This window comes from Evansella halocellulosilytica (assembly GCF_002335745.1).
Lineage (GTDB): Bacteria > Bacillota > Bacilli > Bacillales > Salisediminibacteriaceae > Bacillus_CA > Bacillus_CA halocellulosilytica.
On the sequence record NZ_NIST01000001.1, the window covers coordinates 2,012,315 to 2,032,109 of the forward strand.

At 38.9% G+C, this 19,795-nt stretch carries 19 protein-coding genes and 1 pseudogene; 13 read left to right on the forward strand and 7 right to left on the reverse strand.

Annotated elements, in window-relative coordinates; all coding sequences use genetic code 11:
• Positions 1 to 205 precede the first annotated feature (205 nt).
• The 4 genes from CD001_RS09555 to CD001_RS26370 all read left to right on the forward strand — a co-directional run bounded on the left by CD001_RS09555 (position 206) and on the right by CD001_RS26370 (position 2,680).
• Positions 206 to 727 carry a tubby C-terminal domain-like protein gene (locus CD001_RS09555; RefSeq protein ID WP_142303569.1) on the forward strand — a complete coding sequence of 174 codons (522 nt, stop codon included), beginning with the start codon at positions 206 to 208 and terminating at the stop codon, positions 725 to 727.
• A 311-nt stretch (positions 728 to 1,038) separates the two neighbouring features.
• Positions 1,039 to 1,347, forward strand: a complete 309-nt coding sequence (locus CD001_RS09560) for a hypothetical protein (RefSeq protein WP_096187299.1) — start codon at positions 1,039 to 1,041, stop codon at positions 1,345 to 1,347.
• A 471-nt stretch (positions 1,348 to 1,818) separates the two neighbouring features.
• Positions 1,819 to 2,001: a hypothetical protein gene (locus tag CD001_RS09565; protein WP_096187302.1), complete on the forward strand. Its 183-nt coding sequence runs from the start codon at positions 1,819 to 1,821 to the stop codon at positions 1,999 to 2,001.
• 175 nt (positions 2,002 to 2,176) lie between these two features.
• Positions 2,177 to 2,680 (forward strand): hypothetical protein, encoded by a 504-nt coding sequence (locus CD001_RS26370; RefSeq protein ID WP_257009761.1) that lies wholly within the window; start codon positions 2,177 to 2,179, stop codon positions 2,678 to 2,680.
• A 232-nt stretch (positions 2,681 to 2,912) separates the two neighbouring features.
• Here CD001_RS26370 and CD001_RS09575 read toward each other — a convergent pair whose 3' ends face one another.
• The gene (locus CD001_RS09575) at positions 2,913 to 3,944 is read right to left on the reverse strand and encodes a M14 family zinc carboxypeptidase (RefSeq protein WP_407081101.1); all 1,032 of its coding nucleotides are present in this window, start codon (positions 3,942 to 3,944) and stop codon (positions 2,913 to 2,915) included.
• Positions 3,945 to 4,516: 572 nt separating this feature from the next.
• Positions 4,517 to 5,695 carry a DUF4317 domain-containing protein gene (locus CD001_RS09580; RefSeq protein WP_096187306.1) on the reverse strand — a complete coding sequence of 393 codons (1,179 nt, stop codon included), beginning with the start codon at positions 5,693 to 5,695 and terminating at the stop codon, positions 4,517 to 4,519.
• Between the two features lie 355 nt (positions 5,696 to 6,050).
• On the opposite strand from CD001_RS09580, the gene CD001_RS26375 reads away from it, so the two are divergent.
• The 4 genes and pseudogenes from CD001_RS26375 to CD001_RS09595 all read left to right on the forward strand — a co-directional run bounded on the left by CD001_RS26375 (position 6,051) and on the right by CD001_RS09595 (position 10,157).
• On the forward strand, positions 6,051 to 6,197 hold the full coding sequence (locus CD001_RS26375; RefSeq protein ID WP_179298685.1) for a hypothetical protein: 147 nt from the start codon (positions 6,051 to 6,053) through the stop codon (positions 6,195 to 6,197).
• Between the two features lie 666 nt (positions 6,198 to 6,863).
• Entirely contained in the window at positions 6,864 to 7,310 is a 447-nt protein-coding gene (locus CD001_RS09585; RefSeq protein WP_096187307.1) for a DUF5946 family protein, read from the forward strand.
• Between the two features lie 67 nt (positions 7,311 to 7,377).
• Positions 7,378 to 8,766 carry a 23S rRNA (uracil(1939)-C(5))-methyltransferase RlmD gene (gene rlmD, locus CD001_RS09590; protein ID WP_096187309.1) on the forward strand — a complete coding sequence of 463 codons (1,389 nt, stop codon included), beginning with the start codon at positions 7,378 to 7,380 and terminating at the stop codon, positions 8,764 to 8,766.
• 122 nt (positions 8,767 to 8,888) lie between these two features.
• Positions 8,889 to 10,157, forward strand: a pseudogene (locus tag CD001_RS09595) (MFS transporter).
• A 196-nt stretch (positions 10,158 to 10,353) separates the two neighbouring features.
• On the opposite strand, the gene CD001_RS09600 reads toward CD001_RS09595, so the two are convergent.
• From CD001_RS09600 to CD001_RS09615, 4 genes are all read right to left on the reverse strand, one after another.
• Positions 10,354 to 10,584 carry a YjcZ family sporulation protein gene (locus CD001_RS09600; protein ID WP_096187311.1) on the reverse strand — a complete coding sequence of 77 codons (231 nt, stop codon included), beginning with the start codon at positions 10,582 to 10,584 and terminating at the stop codon, positions 10,354 to 10,356.
• A 168-nt stretch (positions 10,585 to 10,752) separates the two neighbouring features.
• Positions 10,753 to 11,598 carry a protein-glutamine gamma-glutamyltransferase gene (locus CD001_RS09605; protein ID WP_096187313.1) on the reverse strand — a complete coding sequence of 282 codons (846 nt, stop codon included), beginning with the start codon at positions 11,596 to 11,598 and terminating at the stop codon, positions 10,753 to 10,755.
• Between the two features lie 155 nt (positions 11,599 to 11,753).
• Positions 11,754 to 12,326, reverse strand: a complete 573-nt coding sequence (locus CD001_RS09610) for a bifunctional transcriptional activator/DNA repair enzyme AdaA (RefSeq protein ID WP_257009763.1) — start codon at positions 12,324 to 12,326, stop codon at positions 11,754 to 11,756.
• On the reverse strand, positions 12,295 to 13,581 hold the full coding sequence (locus CD001_RS09615) for an APC family permease (RefSeq protein ID WP_096187316.1): 1,287 nt from the start codon (positions 13,579 to 13,581) through the stop codon (positions 12,295 to 12,297). The genes CD001_RS09610 and CD001_RS09615 overlap by 32 nt, the downstream gene beginning before the upstream one ends.
• 316 nt (positions 13,582 to 13,897) lie before the next feature.
• On the opposite strand from CD001_RS09615, the gene proC reads away from it, so the two are divergent.
• The 4 genes from proC to CD001_RS26890 all read left to right on the forward strand — a co-directional run bounded on the left by proC (position 13,898) and on the right by CD001_RS26890 (position 16,465).
• On the forward strand, positions 13,898 to 14,740 hold the full coding sequence (gene proC / locus CD001_RS09620; protein WP_096187318.1) for a pyrroline-5-carboxylate reductase: 843 nt from the start codon (positions 13,898 to 13,900) through the stop codon (positions 14,738 to 14,740).
• Positions 14,741 to 15,034: 294 nt separating this feature from the next.
• On the forward strand, positions 15,035 to 15,838 hold the full coding sequence (locus CD001_RS09625; protein WP_257009764.1) for a SurA N-terminal domain-containing protein: 804 nt from the start codon (positions 15,035 to 15,037) through the stop codon (positions 15,836 to 15,838).
• 280 nt (positions 15,839 to 16,118) lie between these two features.
• A complete protein-coding gene (locus CD001_RS26885; RefSeq protein WP_257009765.1) occupies positions 16,119 to 16,253 on the forward strand; it encodes a hypothetical protein in 135 nt (44 codons plus the stop codon).
• A 77-nt stretch (positions 16,254 to 16,330) separates the two neighbouring features.
• Positions 16,331 to 16,465 carry a hypothetical protein gene (locus CD001_RS26890; protein WP_257009766.1) on the forward strand — a complete coding sequence of 45 codons (135 nt, stop codon included), beginning with the start codon at positions 16,331 to 16,333 and terminating at the stop codon, positions 16,463 to 16,465.
• 393 nt (positions 16,466 to 16,858) lie between these two features.
• On the opposite strand, the gene bla is transcribed toward CD001_RS26890, so the two are convergent.
• Complete coding sequence (gene bla / locus CD001_RS09630) at positions 16,859 to 17,758, reverse strand: class A beta-lactamase (RefSeq protein WP_096187322.1); 900 nt, start codon at positions 17,756 to 17,758, stop codon at positions 16,859 to 16,861.
• A gap of 243 nt (positions 17,759 to 18,001) precedes the next feature.
• On the opposite strand from bla, the gene CD001_RS09635 reads away from it, so the two are divergent.
• A complete protein-coding gene (locus CD001_RS09635) occupies positions 18,002 to 19,768 on the forward strand; it encodes a BlaR1 family beta-lactam sensor/signal transducer (RefSeq protein ID WP_096187324.1) in 1,767 nt (588 codons plus the stop codon).
• Positions 19,769 to 19,795: the final 27 nt, after the last annotated feature.

The window sequence follows — 19,795 nt, forward strand, 5'->3', positions numbered from 1 at the left end:
TAAAATAGTCGTGAACAAATGTAGTTATTTCCACTGAAATTTTCTCTATTTCGGAACATTTACGTTCAATGCAATTTTAGCTGTTATTGAGCTTTTAAATAATGGGGAGGATGGCTTAACAACAGTATAATTGTTATATTTTTTCTATTAATCTTAAATTCGACAAAAGGTTGTATTCGATTTAAATAAGTAGAAAGAAGTGTGAATGATGAAACGAATAGAGTACGGTATGCCAGCACTCACTAATTCAACAAAAGAGATTAAAGTAAAAGATCACACTGGTGAAGAAGTTTTTACATTGAAAAAGTATTATAATAATAATTTTCAAAAGTTTTTAAGCATATTAATGCCTGGATTCGTATCAAATGTTCTAGTAAAAAAACACGGAAAGTTAGTTGCAAAATCTAAAGATATTTTTACATTAGGTAGACCGAAATGGGACATATACGATCATCAACATAAAAATGATGAGGCTATTAGATTACAAGATATAAGAGTTGTGAGAACACATCCTAAAGCAAAATTCAGTATAGGTTCAGATAATTATAAAATAGAACGAGTTTTTGGTAGTAAGACTACAACTGTAATAAAAAATGGTAATAAAATTGTCGAGATGAAGTTTGACAAAAGTTTACCTCCTCGTAACATGGAAATTCATTTTATTGAAGAGAATAACTATGTTCCATTATTGTTATGTATACTTCATACTTACGAACTTTCCAGTTAATCAGTCTGATCAAATCTATTATAGTCAAAGATATTTCACTTTAGCAGGGATATAATATTCAACAAATGTTAAACGATCGGGGGAGAACATTGTTTGGTCTTACGGAAATGAAGTTGTATTACAAGTTTATTTAAAATAACGTTTCCTTATTAATATTATTAACCAGTACTGTGTAAGATACTTTTAATTAATCGGAGAGCTTTACTTCAAGCAGGAAGTAGAGCTTTTTTATTGAAGGAATGTGGATAAGGAAGTTTTAAGTGTTATCTACATAAACCAATTTTTACGGTCATTATAAAAGGAGGGATTGTGTGAAAAGGTTAAACAAGAAACATATGACTTGGAGTTTGCTAGTTTGTTTTTTTATTCCGTTTTTTATACCGAGTCCTTTTATGAATGATGGTATCGGAAGTTATACTTATGGTTTTCCGTTAGAATACATAACAATTTATCAACGACAACCTAGCAGTGGATGGTTTTTTAATAACTTTTTTTCTGGAAATGCTGGTTTACATATAAATCCTGCAACTTATGTATTGAATGTATTTATCATTTACTTAATAGTTAGGTTCGTCGTGAATATACGTTATAAGAAAAAAGGAATAGCTGTGAGTCAATAAGAGGCGATAGTTGTACAACTGTCGCTATTTTTGTGTCCGCAAATAAGGGTAAAAGTTAGAAACTTTTATCTCGCAAAATTCGTAAAAATGAACCTAGTAATTGATGAAATTAACGTGAAAAGAATGAACATTGGAGGATGGAACGTCCGAATGACTAGAAGCTGTAATACTCTCCCTCCTGAAAAATAATGCAATGATTCTAGTGGATAAAGTTGGGACGTGTAATCGGTGGAGCTTCGTTTAATTGATTATATACGAGTACTTATTAGTAGAATTCCCTCTTTGTAAATCATGCAACGTAAACATATTTCTGCAAAATTGGCCGTGTTTGGCGTACTTTATTCTCATAGGCTGACGTTTTAGTTAATTCCATGGACATTGTCCATTTTTCCCCTGATGGTTGATATTTGAAAAAAACTAGAAATATCTTTTTGCGGCTTGAAGTATACATTACAAAGGGGGGGAGTGGAAATGTCATTTGGACAATTCATGGAAGTTTTAGTTGCACCTATTGATTTCGTCGTAAACAGTTTTTCTTATGAAGTACTCATCGGATCTGTCTTTGTAATTCCCGCTGTTATCATGATATACGGGATCGTCGAATATCGTAAATTACACAAAGAAAATAAAGCATCATTTAATACAAAGCCTTAAGCGGAGGCTTTGTTTTTTATTCGATTCGAGATTATTTTTACGTCGTCATGAATCGAACATAGTGAATCACATAAACGTTAGCCTATTTATTTCGGTACAAGATGATTTGTTTTCGCTTTGTCATAGGATGATATTGACCTACGTGTTAATGACCTATATAAGGGGAGGTAATCGCTTGTACCCATATGATTATAACCAACAATCTTTTGATGGAAATAGTTATGGAAATGATCTTCAACCAATGCAGGAACAGTACGTGAGTGAAGCTGATGATCTAGAGAGGCAGTTTCAAATTGGGATTTGGCCACCAGGAAGACCGCCATTTGGACCACCAGGACCACCGGATGGAAGGCCACCTTTTGGACCACCGGTTGGCCCTCCAGGACCGCCATCACCACCTGGACCTCCGGGTGGAAGACCGCCTTTTGGCCCGCCAGGACGACCACCGGCATTTACTCCGGCTCCGACTGCAGATATTGGCTTGTTAGCAGTTGATCCTGGAGCTATTCGCAGATGTTTGTTCCGCTTTACGTATGTATGGCTAACGAATAGACAACAGTTTTGGTTCTACCCAATCTTTGTCGGACGAACTTCTGTAGCAGGATTTCGATGGACAGGATTCTCTTGGGTATATTTCGGAATCGACCTTAGATTCATCGCTTCATTCACATGTTTTTAAGCGACGTACGAAACCGTCTGATTAACGTAAACATCAGTTATTGAACTCGTAAAAATAGATTTCATTCATGTAAAGTCAACTATCAAGAATATCTTACTTTCTTATCTTTTAGGCTAACTGATATGGAACAGCAACAATACAACTCGCTGCAGAGTCGGTTCACTTCTATACAGAAGGATACTTGGAAAAGGAAAGAGGGCAGAAGCTTTAACAACTCCTGCCCTTCGTTTTCTTATTCAGATTTAGTTCCTTGGAATGGGAGAGTATCCCAGAAGCTAATGTCAGCAGAGTTAATAGAACCATCAGCAATGGCTTCAATTGCTGCGTTGATTGATACGACACCTTGCTGTATTAAGTAACCATTGCTCTTCTGGCCAAGGACATAAGGCTCATATTCGTGATCAGTCATCCCTCTCATTTCAAATAATAACGTAGCAATGTCATACTCGTATGCAAGCCCGTTTCTTGAAATGGTTGTCGCAGAACCACCATTATATTTTCCCAAGTGGCCAAATCCTCTGTCCTCAACTGCATCATACATAACAGAACCTAGCTGCTTGGACATTTCAACGACTTGTGGATCAACATCTTCGTTCGTTGGATAAAGAATTGAACCAGACACATATTTGTCATCAACTGCAGACTGTGTTCCTTGATGGTGGAAATCTACTAAATAGTCAATGTCATACTGCTGCAACACATTTGTGTGTAACGCATAAGTTTCCGGCTCTAGACGATCGACGTGGTCACGGTTCAAGTCTACTCCGTTAGCATTTAATCGAGTAGCTTGTCCTCCACCGACGTAATGAGAGATATCAAAGTTCACGTCTCCTTCTGCACCGTCGACGTTTAACCTAGGTACAAAAAGAACATTCACTTCATCTGCTAGCTCTCTGTTCGCTTTTTTGTTATTTGAAAGGTCTCGAATAACATTTAGCGCCGCCTCAGTGACTAACGCTTCATTCCCATGCTGTTGTGTAAGGAATAAAATTGTCGGGTTATCCGGGTTATTTCCGAATTTCACTAAGTGTAAATCACGTTCCTGTACGGACTGTCCGAACACTTCCAACTCTATATGTTGAGAGCGACTAGCTGCACGCTCTAGCTGATCTACCATATCTTCATAGCTTGCTAATCTTTCGTTTTTAATTGTTTCATTACCGTTATAGTTCGGTCCTTCCCCTACTGCTCCGGTCTGTGCTGGTAAAATTGCAAATGACAAAAGAAGAATAAATGATAATACAAGTGTTATAGTCTTTTTCAAAAAAAACATCTCCTTTTCATATTTTTAGTAAGGCGAAACAATTAAGTAAAAAAATCCCCCCTTAATTATACAGATTGTCAGTTTATGTATGTCTATTCATGCTGCAATATCTATTTTACCGTTAGAAAAAGAAGAATTATATCGGTCGAATCTATTTTTTGTTATAATATAAATGTAAGCGTTTTATGGAAATTGAATGGTTATTTCATTTATTGGTCATAGGTATATTTGATTGGGAGAGAGCTGTTACCTATAAAAGACAACGACTAATGGTCTAGGTATTTTATTGAATTTTATGAATTTTCACTGTTATCACTTCTTCACGATGTTTGCTGTATAGGGGTTATTCAGTTGTGAACTCAGTCTACGTTTCTTTACTATTCTTTAACGAATAAGCTGATAGATATTTTGTAACCGCACTAGAGTCCCTTATTGTCCGGTGAAGAATGGTGCCTCGTATTTAAAAGTTTTAGCTGGTATCAAGGTATGGTGCTCCAGCTCTTTCGATCCATTACAAGTCAAAAAATGCCTGCCTTCCTAACGGGGGAGGGCAGACACTTTCAAAATGGACGTTATTCTACTTTTTCACCTAAAACTTCTGGAATCATCGTAAACCCGTCAATGACAGTGTCTTCTTCTACTTCGATCATAAGGTAGCGTTTCCCTTCAAAGTTGATCTGTCTGACGTAGCTTAAATCCTGAGGACTAATCGATACGTTCGCGACCTTCGTTTCGATTTTAATTGATTTCGACGTATATTTTGGTACGATATTGCTTGCCTTTATTTCATATTGATTGTCATTGATCACTCTTTGGAATGCGGATTCGACTTGTTCCGTTTCAATATCCTTCACTCCGCTTTGTTTTAAAACCTGTTCCACGTCTTTGTAATCTAGCTTTGGATCTTCCTCTTCCTCATTTTCTTCAACGACCCGATGAATATTTTCATACACGTTAGAAAGGGTCGCTGGATTGAGCTGATCACCTGTGACGTTTTTGACGATTTCTTCAAAAACAATTTTGTCTTCCGCTGCTGTCATCGCTTCTTCGCCATTTAAGACTTCCTCTATGAACAGATAGTCGGGCTCATTTGCTTTTCCTGCTGAATAAAGAACATGGTTTACATCAGCACCACTATCGGTAAAACACGGGAAGAGAAAACCTCCGATCGGAGCGTTTAAATTGATAATCGGGTCAACGACAATGTTGTACTTAAATTCTTTACCGACATAGTCAAAAAGCAATTCTTTTTTTGGATCTTGGGTGCTATTCATTGTACATAAAATAAACGGATGAGTATAAACGGAATCTCGTTCACTTTCTTCAGCCTCTTCATTTTTCCGTTTCGCAGGCTTAAAATATTCACCGCGAATAAAGGTAATAACAACATCCATTTCGTATTGGCGATTTTGTAGCAATTTCTCAACGATACGAAGCATTTGTGCTTTCCAGTCCTCCGTATCGTCACTTAATAAACCTTGATGCAAAATAAGCTGACTATTGTCTTCTGTATTTCGCTTAAACTTTAGTTCAAACAACTTTTCATCTAATCGACCGCCAAGTGTTTTTTTAAAGCTATTGAAAAATAACTCTTGTTGGTCTGGATCAAGCATTTCGAAAGGCTGACTTTGATGGTGATAGATTTCACTAGATTCCTTCATAACATAAACGGTAAACATATCGCGAATTTTGAGTGAGTCGTTATTTGCTTTAAATTGCTTGCGTATATGTGCGATGTCTTTTTTGTTCATTATTAATATTCACTCCTGCACTGAATTGATTTGCAAATCTATGAGAATGATAAAATACAAAGATTCGAAATGCTACTACATAAACGATTCTATTATTTTAACATAAGGATGAAGAAGTATGGGGACGCTAAAACAATGATTAGCGTAGCACCTAGTTGGGAATCTCTACAATGATATAGAATCAATCTACCTTAGCAGTCTTTTTTGATTTGTAATAGGGAGAGTAGGTGCAGTAAAAACATTATGGGGTTCAATCTATACTATGAAAATAAATGCAGGTCATCGACACAATGTCTTGTCCGTACTCATTTAGATTATGTTAGACTGTTAGTAATCATCAATGGGAGGTATGTCAATGAAGATATTCGTCACACTTCTTATCATTATGGCTATTATTATGGTTGTAGTTGGCTTTAAAAAACAAAATCGCAAAATGATTACACTTTCTTCGATAACAACGATAGGACTTCTTGTGCTATATATGTTGTTATTTAGGTTTTAGTCGATAAAGTCGTCTGCCGATGATTAACTGAGCATGTGGATTTTTTATCATTCACATGCTTTCAGTTAGAAAGGCTTCAAGTCGAACGTTCTAATGAATGATAGCAGTCATAGTTTCAAAATCCCCTGTTCATTTTATGAACGAACGACTTAACAAAAGCAAATGACATGTCTTACTTTCCCTTTCATTCTTCATCTCCTCTTAGGACCCCAGTTTGTAAGTTTTCCATTAATTCTTCTTTTGTCTTATCTTTAGTTAATATTCATCTTCTTTTTGTGGACGAAAGAGAGTGAATGATTAGCAAATGTTATTTTCAGGCTAGCTTAAGAGAAAAATGTTTATAAAGACAAAGATTTTACAACAGAAAAAATAATTGTTATTATCTTTCAGTTATGTTTTTTTGATAGTACATTATAATAAATAAGTATGCTTAAAGAGCTATAATTGAATTTTTCATAGACGCACTCTGTAAGATGAAGAATGAAAATGAATCTAGCAAAAGCAAATTTGAACGGGTAATCGGATTTTCGTGTGGAAAACCATTTAAAGCGATGCTTACTGATCTACGTCCAAAATATGTTAATAAAAAAATTATACGTTTACCTTAACGGTACGTCATAATATAAACTTGTAGGAAAACAGCTATTTTTTCAGAGGAGTCATTTTATGGTTGATAATAATACGACTATGGAGTCTGGTAGATGTATTGAATGTGGGGCAAAGGAAATAGATGGTTTTTCCTGTTATGAATTATTTTGTTTTCCTCTTGCTTGGGAGCATAATGACCCAGAATTATATACTTTACATTTTTGGCTTGTTTCATGTTACATGATACAACACCCATCAAACTATACACCAGAAGGTTACAAGCATTTGATTCATTTATTTACTGACGCTTTTGATAATGACTGGGATACTGCTTATATTCTCAAGAAAAATCGGGAGAGAGTAACCAATATAAGTAAAATAACAAATCCCCTCCCAAATGAAGAAAGAAAGCGTACACCTAAATTATGGTCAATGACAATTGAACAAATTTACTTAGGCGGAGAAAAAAATGCAATAGAAAACATAATTAAGTGGAGAGAAAAAATAAGAGCTGAACTAAAATGAATTGAAAAAGACCCCGCCATGTTTTTCAGGATAGCCAATAGATAAAGTGTTTAAAGGAGTGACAACTATGTCTGAACAAGTCGGAAAAACGTTTGATGCAAAAATAGATAAATTAGATCGAAAAGGATCGGGCTTAGCTGCGGTATGGCGTGAAAATGAGGAAGGAAATCCAAAGAAATTAAAGCTGATCATTCCACAAACGCTTCCAGGAGAAACAGTGCGTGTGACAGTCGACAAAACGAAAAGCAGAAAAAGAAAAGTGATGCCAGAAGAGATTTTAGAGGAGCATCCAGAAAGAATCACCCCTGAATGTCCGCACTTTGATCGTTGCGGTGGCTGTGTATGGCAGCATTGGCGTTACGAGGGACAACTTAAAGAGAAGATGGAACATGTGAAAGAAGCTGTTACTTCTCAAGGGTTTGATTCTAGTCTCGTTCGCGAGACAATCGGCATGGATAATCCGTGGCATTATCGTAATAAAATGGAGTTTACTTTTTCGCCAGATGGTGAACTTGGTTTACACGAGCAAGGAAATTGGCGTAAAGTGATTTCGCTAGAGACATGCTTAATTGCGGGCGTTGAGATGGTCGAGGCTGCAATGGAAGTAGCAAGATGGGCGAAGCAATATGAATTAAAAGGGTATAATAAAGACCTTCATGAAGGATTACTTCGTCACTTAATGGTGAGACAATCATTTGCGACGAATGAAATCATGCTAGCGTTGTTTGCAACAGAATCTCCTACTGGAAATCTAAAAAAGGCCGTTGATGATTTAGTGAAACGAATCGGTGAAAAGTTCCCACAGGTGAAAAGCTTCATGTGGATGGAAAATAATGATGTAGCAGACCGTGTTCAATCAGAAGAGAGCCATATTCTCGCTGGCCGTGATTTTATTTATGATGAATTGGCTGGCTATCGCTATCGCCTTTGGTTTGATACCTTTTTCCAAACGAACCCGACACAAGCTGAAAAGTTAGTGGAACTTGCACTAGAAATCGGAGATCCAAAGGAATCCGAAAAAATGATTGACCTGTTCTGTGGTGTTGGTACCTTTTCACTACCATTTGCTAGTCGGGTCGCGGAGCTTGCTGGCATTGAAATTGTCGAGAGTTCAATTGAATCAGCTAAGCGGAATGCCGAAGATAATGGGATTTCAAACACTCATTTTTTAGCGAAGGATGCAAGGAAAGGAATTGACCAGGTGCTAGAGAGCTTTGGCAATCCAGAGCTATTGTTACTTGACCCTCCACGATCCGGTGCAGGCGGTAAAGTGATGAGAAAAATTGGTCGTTCTGGGCCGGAACGTATTGTGTACGTATCGTGTAATCCTGACTCGTTTGCGACAGATATTAAAGAGCTGGTGCCATTCGGTTATACGTTGAAAATGGTTCAGCCAGTTGATTTATTTCCGAACACAATTCACGTAGAATGTGTCGCTTTATTAATAAAAGAATAATTCATCATGATGGAGAGCTTTTCTGAATGGGAAAGTTCTCTTGTTTGTCAATAAATTCCCTAACCTATCAAATACTGTTTCTACTGTTACAGTAGTGTAAAAGCTCACAGGAGTAGATATCATTGGAGAAGAAAAGAAGTAAACTTAGATGGGGGATATTTGCTTCTGTATTGTTTGCTTATTTAATGATGTCCAGTCAACGAACAGCTCCGAGATTAATGACAGACTAATTGATGCTGGACTTTAGTGTAACAGCTTCGACGATTGGATTCGTGACAAGTATCCAATTTTTCGTATACACTAGTTTGCAAATTCCAATGGGGTTTTTGGCTGATCGTTATGGACCTAATTTTTTTCTCATAATAGGTGCCGCGCTTACAGGTGTAGGTACTATCGTTTATAGTTTTGGTACACATGAATTTGTCTTAATTTTTGCTAGGATCCTAACAGGAATAGGGGATGCGACCATCTGGGTAAACATGGTGTTAATTTTGAGCCAGTGGTTTAATGAGAAGGAATTTACTCGATTAATTGGTTTTGCAGGAATGACAGGAAGTCTTGGTTTTCTATTGGCAACAGTACCTTTCTCTGTATTAATTGTCTTACTTGGCTGGAGGGAAGCCTTTCTTTTAGCTGGGATACTTTTATGTTTATGTAGTCTTTTTCTTTATTTGGTTCTTGTAAAAAAAACAAAACAATCGGTATTTGTAAAAAATAAAAGACAACATGAAAAAACATCGGTTTTACTGAGAAGAATATTTTCGGCTCGTCAGGCATGGGCCTTATTCTTTTGTCACTTTGGGATTGTTGGAGGGTATTTAGGGTTTATCGGTTCGTGGGCAGTGCCATATGCGATGGATGTGTATGGAATGACACGCATAGATGCTAGTAAGCTCATCATGCTTAGTCTGATAGGAGCACTTATTGGTGCCCCTTTAATTGGTTGGGTTTCGAGCTGTTTAAAAACAATTAAACGGCCTTATATTGTTTTTCATATTACGGTTTTATTGTGTTGGTCTACTTTTCTTTTGTTTAGTGAGCATCCGCCATTTTACTTACTAATTATCCTTTTCTTTATCATTGGCTTTGGGTTTGGAGCAAATTCCTTAACGTTTGCAGTCGTACGCCAATCTTTTCCGGTTACAGAATCGGGCATTGTCACTGGATTTGCGAATACAGGTGGATTTCTAAGCGCAGTTTTGCTGCCAAGCATTTTTGGTTATATATTGGATTATTTTCAGTCAACTTCAGGTAGTTTTGGTGATGGATACTACTACGGCTTCCTCACCCCAGTGATCTTTTCCGTGTTGGGCTTAATTGGAGTGATATTGATTAAGGAAAAGCGTCAAAATGCTAAAAGGAAAGCGAGAAAAGAATGGGTTTCTCAATAAAGAAATATCGAAGCAAACGTACTAGCATCTCATGTATCGCAGCATACACGCTGGATATGTGAAGTATTTGTCGCAGGTTGAAAAGTAGTAGGTACCTAATAAAGGGAATTTGTTCCTTATTATGTCTTTTCCATAGAAAAAATCCCTGCACGAGTGTGTACCGCACAGGGATTTTTTTCGAATAGAGGGGAGTAAGTTAGCAGTCTTTTACTTTATAGGGAAAACAACTTACACCAACAATGATTAATAAGACAAACAATACGACAATTAAAGTAAAATAATTGGTATGACGAGCCGGAGCTGGATAGCCATAACCAAAAGCATGGTCATCATAGCCATAAGCTGGAGCTACTTGAGTAGGCATAGGTGGAATATTTGGATGAATATTTGCTCCGAGAGTCGGAGGTGCGTTTACATTAGAATACATTTTCACACTTCCCTTCGTTGAGTTAGTATGTTTATACCTATATACTACTCTCAGAGCTGAAATTGGAGCCCGTCTATACAAAAAATGGGTGGGTATAATGGGTAATACGACGATACAACAAGGAACTTAATAGATACATGTCCGTTCGGGAAAATGGATGTTAACGCATTAATGATGATTTCCGTTAGATAGATAATACAAATATTTGATATATGATATGGAGCTTTCATGATGGTATACAATAGGATGCAGCATTTTGTTTGCGCGATGACGTGTTTGCTGACTTACTAAGCTGGCTAAATAAGTAAACGAAGGTCTTGTTACTAAATTTGTCAAATAAGCCGATCGATAACTGCCCGGACTTCTCATGTCATTTAAAATTTCTATGATTTGTTCCTGCGTCCTTATCGAAAAACCATGTCCGAAGTATCTCCCATCGTCGAGAAGGACCGCATTAAGGCCTCTAAACCATGGAGTATGTGGGTGAAAGTCTGGATTATTAAAATAAATAACATCACCGGGTAAAAAATGATTCGAATAAAAGGTGACAATACCAAGGTCAGGGTCAGTATGCCAGCTATAAAGATAAAGCTCGCGAAACAAAGAATTAAATAAATTTCTGCCAATGCTTTTTAAAGTGGCATAGTATAAGAGGATGACAGCAGCAGTTGCACATTCAAATGCATAGAGTGTACTGTTCCTAAAAATATCCTGAATCGCATCAGCCGGCTGCACATCAGGTCTTAACAAGAACCCTCCTTCCATCGTTAATTGCCAGTAATTTGGATTGCATCTGTGCTCTTCGAAACTTACAAACAGAGATTCTCCTTCATTCATTTCGTTTGCACTTTCGATCATGTTTTTTCGTACGTTGAGTTCAAACAACAAGCCATCGACCGAATGATATGAATAATGGGTGGGAGCATGAAGCATACGTTGAACGATTGATTCTTCAACTCGATCGAGCTGCAAATTTTCATTGTGTTGAAACGGGACCCCCGATATTAGTATCATACATACCTCCATTCAAAGCTTACTTTTCACCGTATTCATACTAATCATATTCCCACTCCGCCTAAATCATGATCTCCTCCACAAATCAATTATAAATTTACATATCGTGGAAGGTGCCAGGCACTTGTAAATTTTTTTACAAGTGCCTGGCACCTTTATTGATCATATTGACGATACTCCTTCGGTGAACAGCCTGCTTGCTTGTGAAAAGCTCGGTAGAAGCTGGACAGGCTGTCGTAGCCGACTTGATAGCAAATGTCTGTGTTCGTTGCGTTTGTTGTCAGGAGGAGTTCTTTTGCTTTTTCGATTCGGACTTTTTCAACATATTGGCGCGGGGTGAGCCCGACTCTCTCTTTGAATGTCCGGTTTAAATGATAATCACTCACGCCAACTTCTTGTGCTAAGTCCTTCAATGATAGTTTTTGGCGGTAGTTTTTTTCGATGATTACCATCGTTTCGTGAATGATCGTTGAATAGGGATCGTATGTTGGTTTATTTAGCTGAGGCTGACACCTTTTACAGGCTCGAAACCCTTGTTTTTCAGCTTCAGCTGCATTTTTGAAAAAACAAATGTTACTCATGTTCGGCGCTTTCGATTTGCATGATGGTCTGCAATAAATGTTTGTCGTTTTCACCGCATAAATGAATTGTCCGTCATAGCTTCGGTTACACGAAACTGCTGCCTGCCACATCTCTTCAAAGCTTAATTGATTGATTACCTTCATCATTAACACCTTTCTGTTTTTCTCGGAAAGCTTTCATATAACCAAAGTAGAGGATTGCCACTACGATGGGAATATACAAATGGAGCTCGAAAAATGGAAGGATTGAGACGCATAGTAAAAATGCTAAAAGTGAACTAGTCCAAGCTAACGTTCCTCTCTTGAATAACTTCACCCCTGCTGCCATCGATAAAACATAAACGACTAGCCCTAATGATGTTGGAATAAATAAGAGGTCATAAAAGCTCATCGTCAATACTTCGGTCAAGATGACGCCAACTCCTGCAATCATAATTGCAAAGATGATCACCCTCCTAGGAGATTGCGAGTTACGATCGATTTTCATAAACCATGCAGGAAATGCACCGTCTCGACTTAAAGAATAGCCGAGCTGAGCAATACTTGCAACAAAGGCATTGACCGTTCCGATACAAATAATAAAGGCAAGGGCGGCGGTTATCATTTTTGCTCCGATCCCTAGTGTTTGCTCCATCATGATTCCGATAGGTGACAAATCGCTTTCGAAATTTCCATATATTCCGGTTCCAATAGTGACGACACTTAACATAAAGAAGAGAATGCCGATGATGACTGCGCTTATGAATGTACTTCTAACAATGTCTTTATTCGGCTGTTTAAATTGAGTTGACAAGCTGCAAATGGCTTCCCAGCCGAAGAATGACCAGAGGATCATCGTGATGGCGATGCCGATATGGTTCCAGCCGAACGGGTTAAACGGTACAAATTGATTCCAGCTTACGTTTGGCAAGTTTACGACGATAACGGTGACTAGCAAAATGAGCAGACATAAGCTGATCATTAAAGCTGCTTTTCCGCTAATGCGTAATCCAAAATAATTTGTCGTGCCGCCAATGAATAAAATGATGAGTGCTGTCATGATCGTATAGATGTGTGGGAGGTTGAAAGCATTGACGACATAAAAGGCTCCGGTAAGAGCAACAACCGTTTGTCCAATGGTTGCACAAACGAAGTAAAACCAGCCGACTAAATTGCCGAGATGGTAGCCAAATGAAAGCCTTACAAATGACGCTGTGCCTCCTGCATCAGGGTATTGACGGGAAAGACATGCAAATGTATAAGCAAGCGGAAAGCTTAAGACGATCACGACGAGCCACGATAATAAGGAAGCGGGTCCGGCAACGGAAGCTGTTGCACCGGAAATAAATAAGACCCCGGATCCGAGTATGGCTGTGACATATAATCCGATCCCTTCAAATAACCCTATCGACTTGTTCTCCACGACTCCCACTCCTTCAATTATTTTTCCTATGAATAGATATATCAAAGTGGAGGAGGAAAATCGTCTTTTTTCTTGCGGTGTCATTCAAGGTGCCAGGGACTTGTCGAATTCGACAAGTCCCTGGCACTTTGCAGTATATATGCCCGTGAGAGGAGTTGATCACCGAATGTTATCGCTTTCATGAACGAATTGCCCATTATCCTCACTATCTCACTGCTCCCCCTTGAAGTGAATGTTTGGCATGTTACGATAGATAGCGGAGCAAAAAAAGCAAAGACAACAACATCTTTGTTTAACAAAAGGAGTACGAATACAAATGACTAAACATCTACGTGTTGCGTTTATCGGTGCTGGAAATATGGCAGAAGCGATGATTTCCGGAGTCGTCAAAACGGGAACACTGGAGCCAGAGCAAGTAATGGTAACGAATCATAGTAATGAAAAGCGTTTACGAGAGTTACACAATCGGTATGGCGTACAAGGTATTGTGCGTGACCTTTTGCCAATTGAGACTATAGACGTGATCATCTTAGCGATGAAGCCGAAAGACGCAGAGCAATCACTGCTTTCAATAAAAGATCGAATCAAACCGAACCAAGTAATTATGAGTGTCTTAGCGGGCATTTCAACCGAATATATGGAAGAGCTTTTACCGGCAGGGCAGCAAGTGATCCGCGTTATGCCGAACACATCAAGCATGCTTCAGGAATCAGCGACAGCGATTTCACCTGGCGAAAATGTGACGATGAAAAATGTGAAGCTTGCGAAAGCATTGTTGAAAGCGATCGGAGAAGTGTATGTGATCGAGGAAGATCAAATGGACTTGTTTACAGGCATCGCAGGGAGCGGACCTGCTTACTATTATTATTTGATGGAGCACATTGAAAAAATAGCAAAGGAAAATGGTATGGATCCAGAGCAGGCGAGAGAAATCGGTGCACAAACGATCCTCGGCGCAGCAAAAATGATGCTTGAGCGCGATGAATCACCGGAAAAACTGCGTAAAAACATCACATCGAAGAATGGAACAACAGCATCAGGACTTGAAGCGTTAGCCGAAAACGGTGGCGGAAAAGCAATCAAAGCAGCGATCGAAGGCGCAATGAACCGTTCGAAGGAAATTAGTGAAGAACTCGAGAAAGTTGCGGTTGTACAATAAATGGGAAGGACTTGTCCTCACTATGTTGGAGTGGAGACAGGTCCTTTTTTGATGGTTGATGTTAAAATTACACACTTTTACAACTTTTGTTTTAGCAGATGAAGGTGGAATGTCCGTTGTACGACCTAAGCCCGATGTGAAGGCAATCAAAGATTGACAATGTTAATACTTTATTGAGGGAAATTTTTATAGTTTTTTAGGAATCCTTCTTGTATTGTGTTTTGAATAGAAAATTTAATTTATAGACCGAAATGATATGTTAGAATAGCAGACAAGTTGCTATGTGAGAGGAGTATGATCATATTGAATAAAAAGTGGTTTTTAAGTTTAGCATTAGTGGCATCAGTTTCAGTTATGGCTGCGTGCGGAGATGCTGACGAAACAGAAGAAGAAAATAATGAGGACGCAGAGACTCAGGAAGAGGAAGCTGCTGATGATGAAGAAGCGGCCATAGATGAAGGTGCCGAACAGCCAGAAATGCCTCAGCCTGACTTAGATGGTATTCCTGATGTCGTTGCAGAAGTGAATGGTGAAGACATTTCAGCTGAAGAGTTTGAAACAACTTACCTCGGGCAATTTGACCAAGCAATGATGCAAATGCAAATGACTGGTGAAGAGGTTGACCAAGAACAATTAAAACAGCAAGTTGCAGAAAGTATGATTGGTCAAGAGCTTCTTATCCAGGAAGCTGAAAACCGCGGTTATGATGCTTCAGAAGATCATATTAATGAACTATTAGAAGAATTAGTTTTACAAAATGGACTTGGTTCTGAAGAAGAATTTTTTACTGCGTTGGAAGAACAGCAAGGGATGAGTGAAGAGGAAGTCATGTCATTGCTTGAAACGCAAGTAAAAGTCGACCAGCTTGTTGAAAGTGAATCTGATGGTATTGAGCCAACAGAGGAAGAGCTAGAAGAAGCGTATGAACAGATGGTCGCTGAACAAGAAGCCATTGCTGGTGAAGATGCAGAGATTCCGTCATTTGAAGACGTTAAACCAGAAATTGAACAGCAATTGATGATGCAGAAAGAAGGAGAAGTCTACGAAATCCTAATAGATGAACTTCGTCAAGATGCAGACGTCACAGTCAACTTATAATATATTCAATCAAATAGTAACACGAGTATACCTCGTCCTCAGCTTCTCTGAGGGCGGGGTTTTGTTTTGTCTAGCAGTGTTTCAAAAAAGGGGGCGTTACGCGGCCATAGGATCCGCTATTTGTGACGAAAAGGGTGAAAAGCGGAGTTGAGCGGCCACCCGATCGCCGGCGAAATTGCGCGGCCATAGGATCCGCTATTTGTGACGAAAAGTGTGATAAGCGGAGTTGTGCGGGCCCCCGATCGCCGGCGAAATTGCGCGGCCATAGGATCCGCTATTTGTGACGAAAAGGGTGAAAAGCGGAGTTGAGCGGCCACCCGATCCGCTATTGAATAAAAAAGTCGCTGATGACTTGTGTTTTGGAGGAGATAACGGAACAGGTGTCCTCGAAGGCAGAGAAAAAGCTGTTTTTTAGTCAAATAAGAGATCTGATGTCCGCCAAAACCTCCTCAGACCGTGAGCGAGATTGAGCGGCCATAGGATCCGCTATTTGTGACAAAAAGGCTGATTAGCGGAGTTGTGCGGCCGCCCGATCCGCTATTGAAAGAAAAAGTCGCTGATTACTTGTGTTTTGAAGGAGATAACGGAACAGGTGTCCTCGAAGGCAGTGAAAAAGCTGTTTTTTAGTCAAATAAGGGATCTGATGTCCGCCAAAGCACTCCTCCGATCACCTGCGAGATTGAGCGGCCATAGGATCCGCTATTTGTGACAAAAAGGGTGATTAGAGGAGTTGTGCGGCCACCCGATCCGCTATTGAAAGAAAAAGTCGCTGATGACCTGTGTTTTGAAGGAGATAACGGAACAGGTGTCCTCGAAGGCAGAGAGAAAGCTGTTTTTTAGTCAAATAAGGGATCTGATGTCCGCCAAAAAACACCTCCGATCGCAGGCGAGATTGCGCGGCCAGTCCGCCCAAAAGCACATCAAATCACCTGTCAATTCCAGTTGAGGTGACTCGATCGGGTAATAAACGGCAGCTTCTCACAGCTGCCGTTAACCCGAAGTGTGTTCCCCTCAAGTAAATTATTCTGACTCAAACAGAATATTGATCACTTCCTCTGTGGCTGTAGCAATGAGTGTATCGTCATGTTCTGCATCAAGTTCGTCCTTGCTGGAAAGCACGGAAAGGAGAATGGGATCTTTGTCGGGCGGCCAAATGATGGCAATATCGTTTCGGGTCCCATGAGAGCCTGCGCCTGTTTTGTCTCCTACTTCCCAACCTTCTGGTACCCCTGCGCGGATTAAATCATCTCCGGTTGTGTTTCGCTTGAGCCAATCGATGAGCAACTCTTGTTTATCAGCGGGCAGAGCATCTCCTAAAGTGAATTCTTGAAGACTTAGCGCTAGTGCCTTCGGAGTGCTCGTATCTTGTATTTCTCCAGGTTCGACATCATTTAGCTCAGGTTCAATTCTTTCTGGTTCTGTTACTTCGTCACCGATGGCTCGTAGTCCTTCTTTAAAGCCTTCTGGCCCACCGATCTCATTAAAAATCAAATTTGCAGCTGTGTTATCACTGTATCGAATCGAGGCATCGCTAAGCTCTTTTAATGTCATTCCTGAATCAACATGATTTTCTGTAATCGGGTTGTAGTTGACTAAATCATCACTCGAATATGTAATGAGCTGATCTAAGTCGTCAATCGTTTTTTGTTGCAGAAGAACACCTACAGCGAGTGGTTTAAAAGTTGATCCATAAGTAAATCGTTCATCAGAACGATAAGCAACCGTTTCCCCAGTGCCTGTGTCTAACGCATAGACTCCTAAACGTGCGTCGTATTCTTCTTCTAGCTGACCAAAAATCTCTTCAGTCATATTGGCAGGACTTTCAGGTTGATCTGAATTAACTTGATCATAATCATTTGAACATCCGAAAAGTAAAAAGGCTCCTAAAAGGGTGGAGCATATCATTTTTGCCATCTTCATATATAATCTCCTCGTCTCTATGGTATTGATCTAGTCTATTTTTCTACTTTTTAATAGTTGGATCCAATATTTTAATAGTTTGTAGACTACATCTGTAATCGAATATTACACGTGTAATCTCGAATTGTCAACACCATTTTACAATCTGAGCCTAAAATGCTAAACTTTTAATGTTTATTAACGTGTAGTGCAGAACATGAAATAAAATCAAAGCCGTCGAAAAGACGATATTGGAGCTAAAAAATGACATTACCACATATGCTCACTTCTTTTGTTTTGTCAACGGTGACGATCATCGTAATTCTTTTAGTGAGAAAAATATTTCATAATCAGCTATCAGCAAAGTGGCGTTATCATCTATGGTTTTTGCTAATTTTTGTATTAACGCTCCCGTTCATACCGGTTAATCTTATAACGGTTCCAAATTTCTTTCATTTTGATCAACATGAAAGCCAAATTTTTTCTTCTGCTCAAAACAGTTTAAATCTTGCTGTACAAAATGAGCATTGGATGAGTGATTTTGGTACGGAGGTAAATCGTTTTGATGATACTTTCATCCATTTAACCGTCCTATCGATTTGGGCTATAGGAATGATCCTTTTCTTTTTGGTGACGTTATATCACCATGTCAAATTACGACGTATCGTAATGACAGCGACTAAAATAAAAAGTGTAAAAGTACGACAGCTATTTGCCGATTGTACGAACACATTGGGCATAACTAAGAAACCAATGCTACTAGAGACATCATCTATACAATCTCCACTGACATTCGGATTGTTTAAAACGTACATTTTGTTACCAAAAAATATGACATCCTATCTGTCAGAGAATGAAATCAAATATGTGTTGCTCCATGAGCTTCACCATTATAAAAGCAAGCACATCAAAGTGAATTATGTATTTGTAATTTACCAGATTGTTTATTGGTTCAATCCGCTTGTCTGGAAGGCTTTTAAAGAAATGCGACTAGATAGGGAAATGGCGTGTGATACAGAAGTCTTACGTTCATTGGATCGTTCCGATTATAAAAAGTACGGCAATACGATTATTCGTTTTGCGGAAAGGAATGCACAGTCGTCCTATCTACATTTAACGAACCCATTATATGGTCCGAAAAGGCATGTAAAGAGACGGATCATCAATATTGTTTCCTTTACTGAAGAATCCAAGCTGCTACAATTAAAAAGCCTCATTATCTTTACGTTGCTTAGTTTATTTGTCATCGCCCAATTTCCTGTTTTAACGGGAGCAGCTGTTTCCAGTGAGCGTTATGTATTTGATAATAATCAAACGGTATATGAGGATTGGAGCACACACTTCGGCGAGTATGAAGGCAGCTTTGTATTATATAGTACAAACCAAGATCAATTCCAGATTTATAATAAAGAAAAAAGTGTCACGAGGGTTTCTCCAAATTCAACATTTAAAATATACACCGCGTTAATGGCATTGGAATCAGGCGTGATTACAAGGGATGATTCACTGTTAGAATGGGATGGCGTGCATCATAATTATGATGCATGGAATACAAATCATAACTTGGCAACTGCAATGAATCAGTCTGTTACCTGGTACTTTCAAGAATTAGATAGACATATGCAAAAGGACAACATTCAACATTATATCAATGAGCTGGATTACGGCAATAAAGATCTCTCGGGCGGATTAAGGGAGTATTGGTTAGAATCTTCCTTGAAAATATCTCCTGTTGAACAGGTGGAGCTGCTTCGCGAGTTCTATGCAAACCAATTCAATTTTAGAGATAACAATGTGCATCACGTAAAAGAGGTATTAAAATTAGAAGAAAACAGAGGTGCAACCCTTTATGGAAAAACAGGCACCGGTATGGTTAACGGTAAAGTCATTAACGGTTGGTTTATCGGATTTCTAGAAACGGATACGGATACTTACTTTTTTGCAACGAACATCCAACACGATGATAACGCGTACGGAAGTGATGCCGCCGAAATCACGTTATCCATTCTGAACAGCGAAGGGATTTATTAAAGATCTGAAGAAAAGGAGGGGAAAAAG

What these genes read in the sequence shown, in the direction of transcription:
- CD001_RS26375 (WP_179298685.1), top strand. Translation starts at nt 6,051, where the DNA reads ATGAAGATATTCGTCACACTTCTTATCATTATGGCTATTATTATGGTT.
- CD001_RS09635 (WP_096187324.1), top strand. Translation starts at nt 18,002, where the DNA reads ATGACATTACCACATATGCTCACTTCTTTTGTTTTGTCAACGGTGACG.
- rlmD (WP_096187309.1), top strand. Translation starts at nt 7,378, where the DNA reads ATGTCTGAACAAGTCGGAAAAACGTTTGATGCAAAAATAGATAAATTA.
- CD001_RS09610 (WP_257009763.1), bottom strand. Translation starts at nt 12,326, where the DNA reads ATGATGAAGGTAATCAATCAATTAAGCTTTGAAGAGATGTGGCAGGCA.
- CD001_RS09605 (WP_096187313.1), bottom strand. Translation starts at nt 11,598, where the DNA reads ATGATACTAATATCGGGGGTCCCGTTTCAACACAATGAAAATTTGCAG.
- CD001_RS09585 (WP_096187307.1), top strand. Translation starts at nt 6,864, where the DNA reads ATGGTTGATAATAATACGACTATGGAGTCTGGTAGATGTATTGAATGT.
- CD001_RS09625 (WP_257009764.1), top strand. Translation starts at nt 15,035, where the DNA reads ATGATCATATTGAATAAAAAGTGGTTTTTAAGTTTAGCATTAGTGGCA.
- CD001_RS09600 (WP_096187311.1), bottom strand. Translation starts at nt 10,584, where the DNA reads ATGTATTCTAATGTAAACGCACCTCCGACTCTCGGAGCAAATATTCAT.
- bla (WP_096187322.1), bottom strand. Translation starts at nt 17,758, where the DNA reads ATGAAGATGGCAAAAATGATATGCTCCACCCTTTTAGGAGCCTTTTTA.
- CD001_RS09555 (WP_142303569.1), top strand. Translation starts at nt 206, where the DNA reads ATGATGAAACGAATAGAGTACGGTATGCCAGCACTCACTAATTCAACA.
- proC (WP_096187318.1), top strand. Translation starts at nt 13,898, where the DNA reads ATGACTAAACATCTACGTGTTGCGTTTATCGGTGCTGGAAATATGGCA.
- CD001_RS09580 (WP_096187306.1), bottom strand. Translation starts at nt 5,695, where the DNA reads ATGAACAAAAAAGACATCGCACATATACGCAAGCAATTTAAAGCAAAT.
- CD001_RS09565 (WP_096187302.1), top strand. Translation starts at nt 1,819, where the DNA reads ATGTCATTTGGACAATTCATGGAAGTTTTAGTTGCACCTATTGATTTC.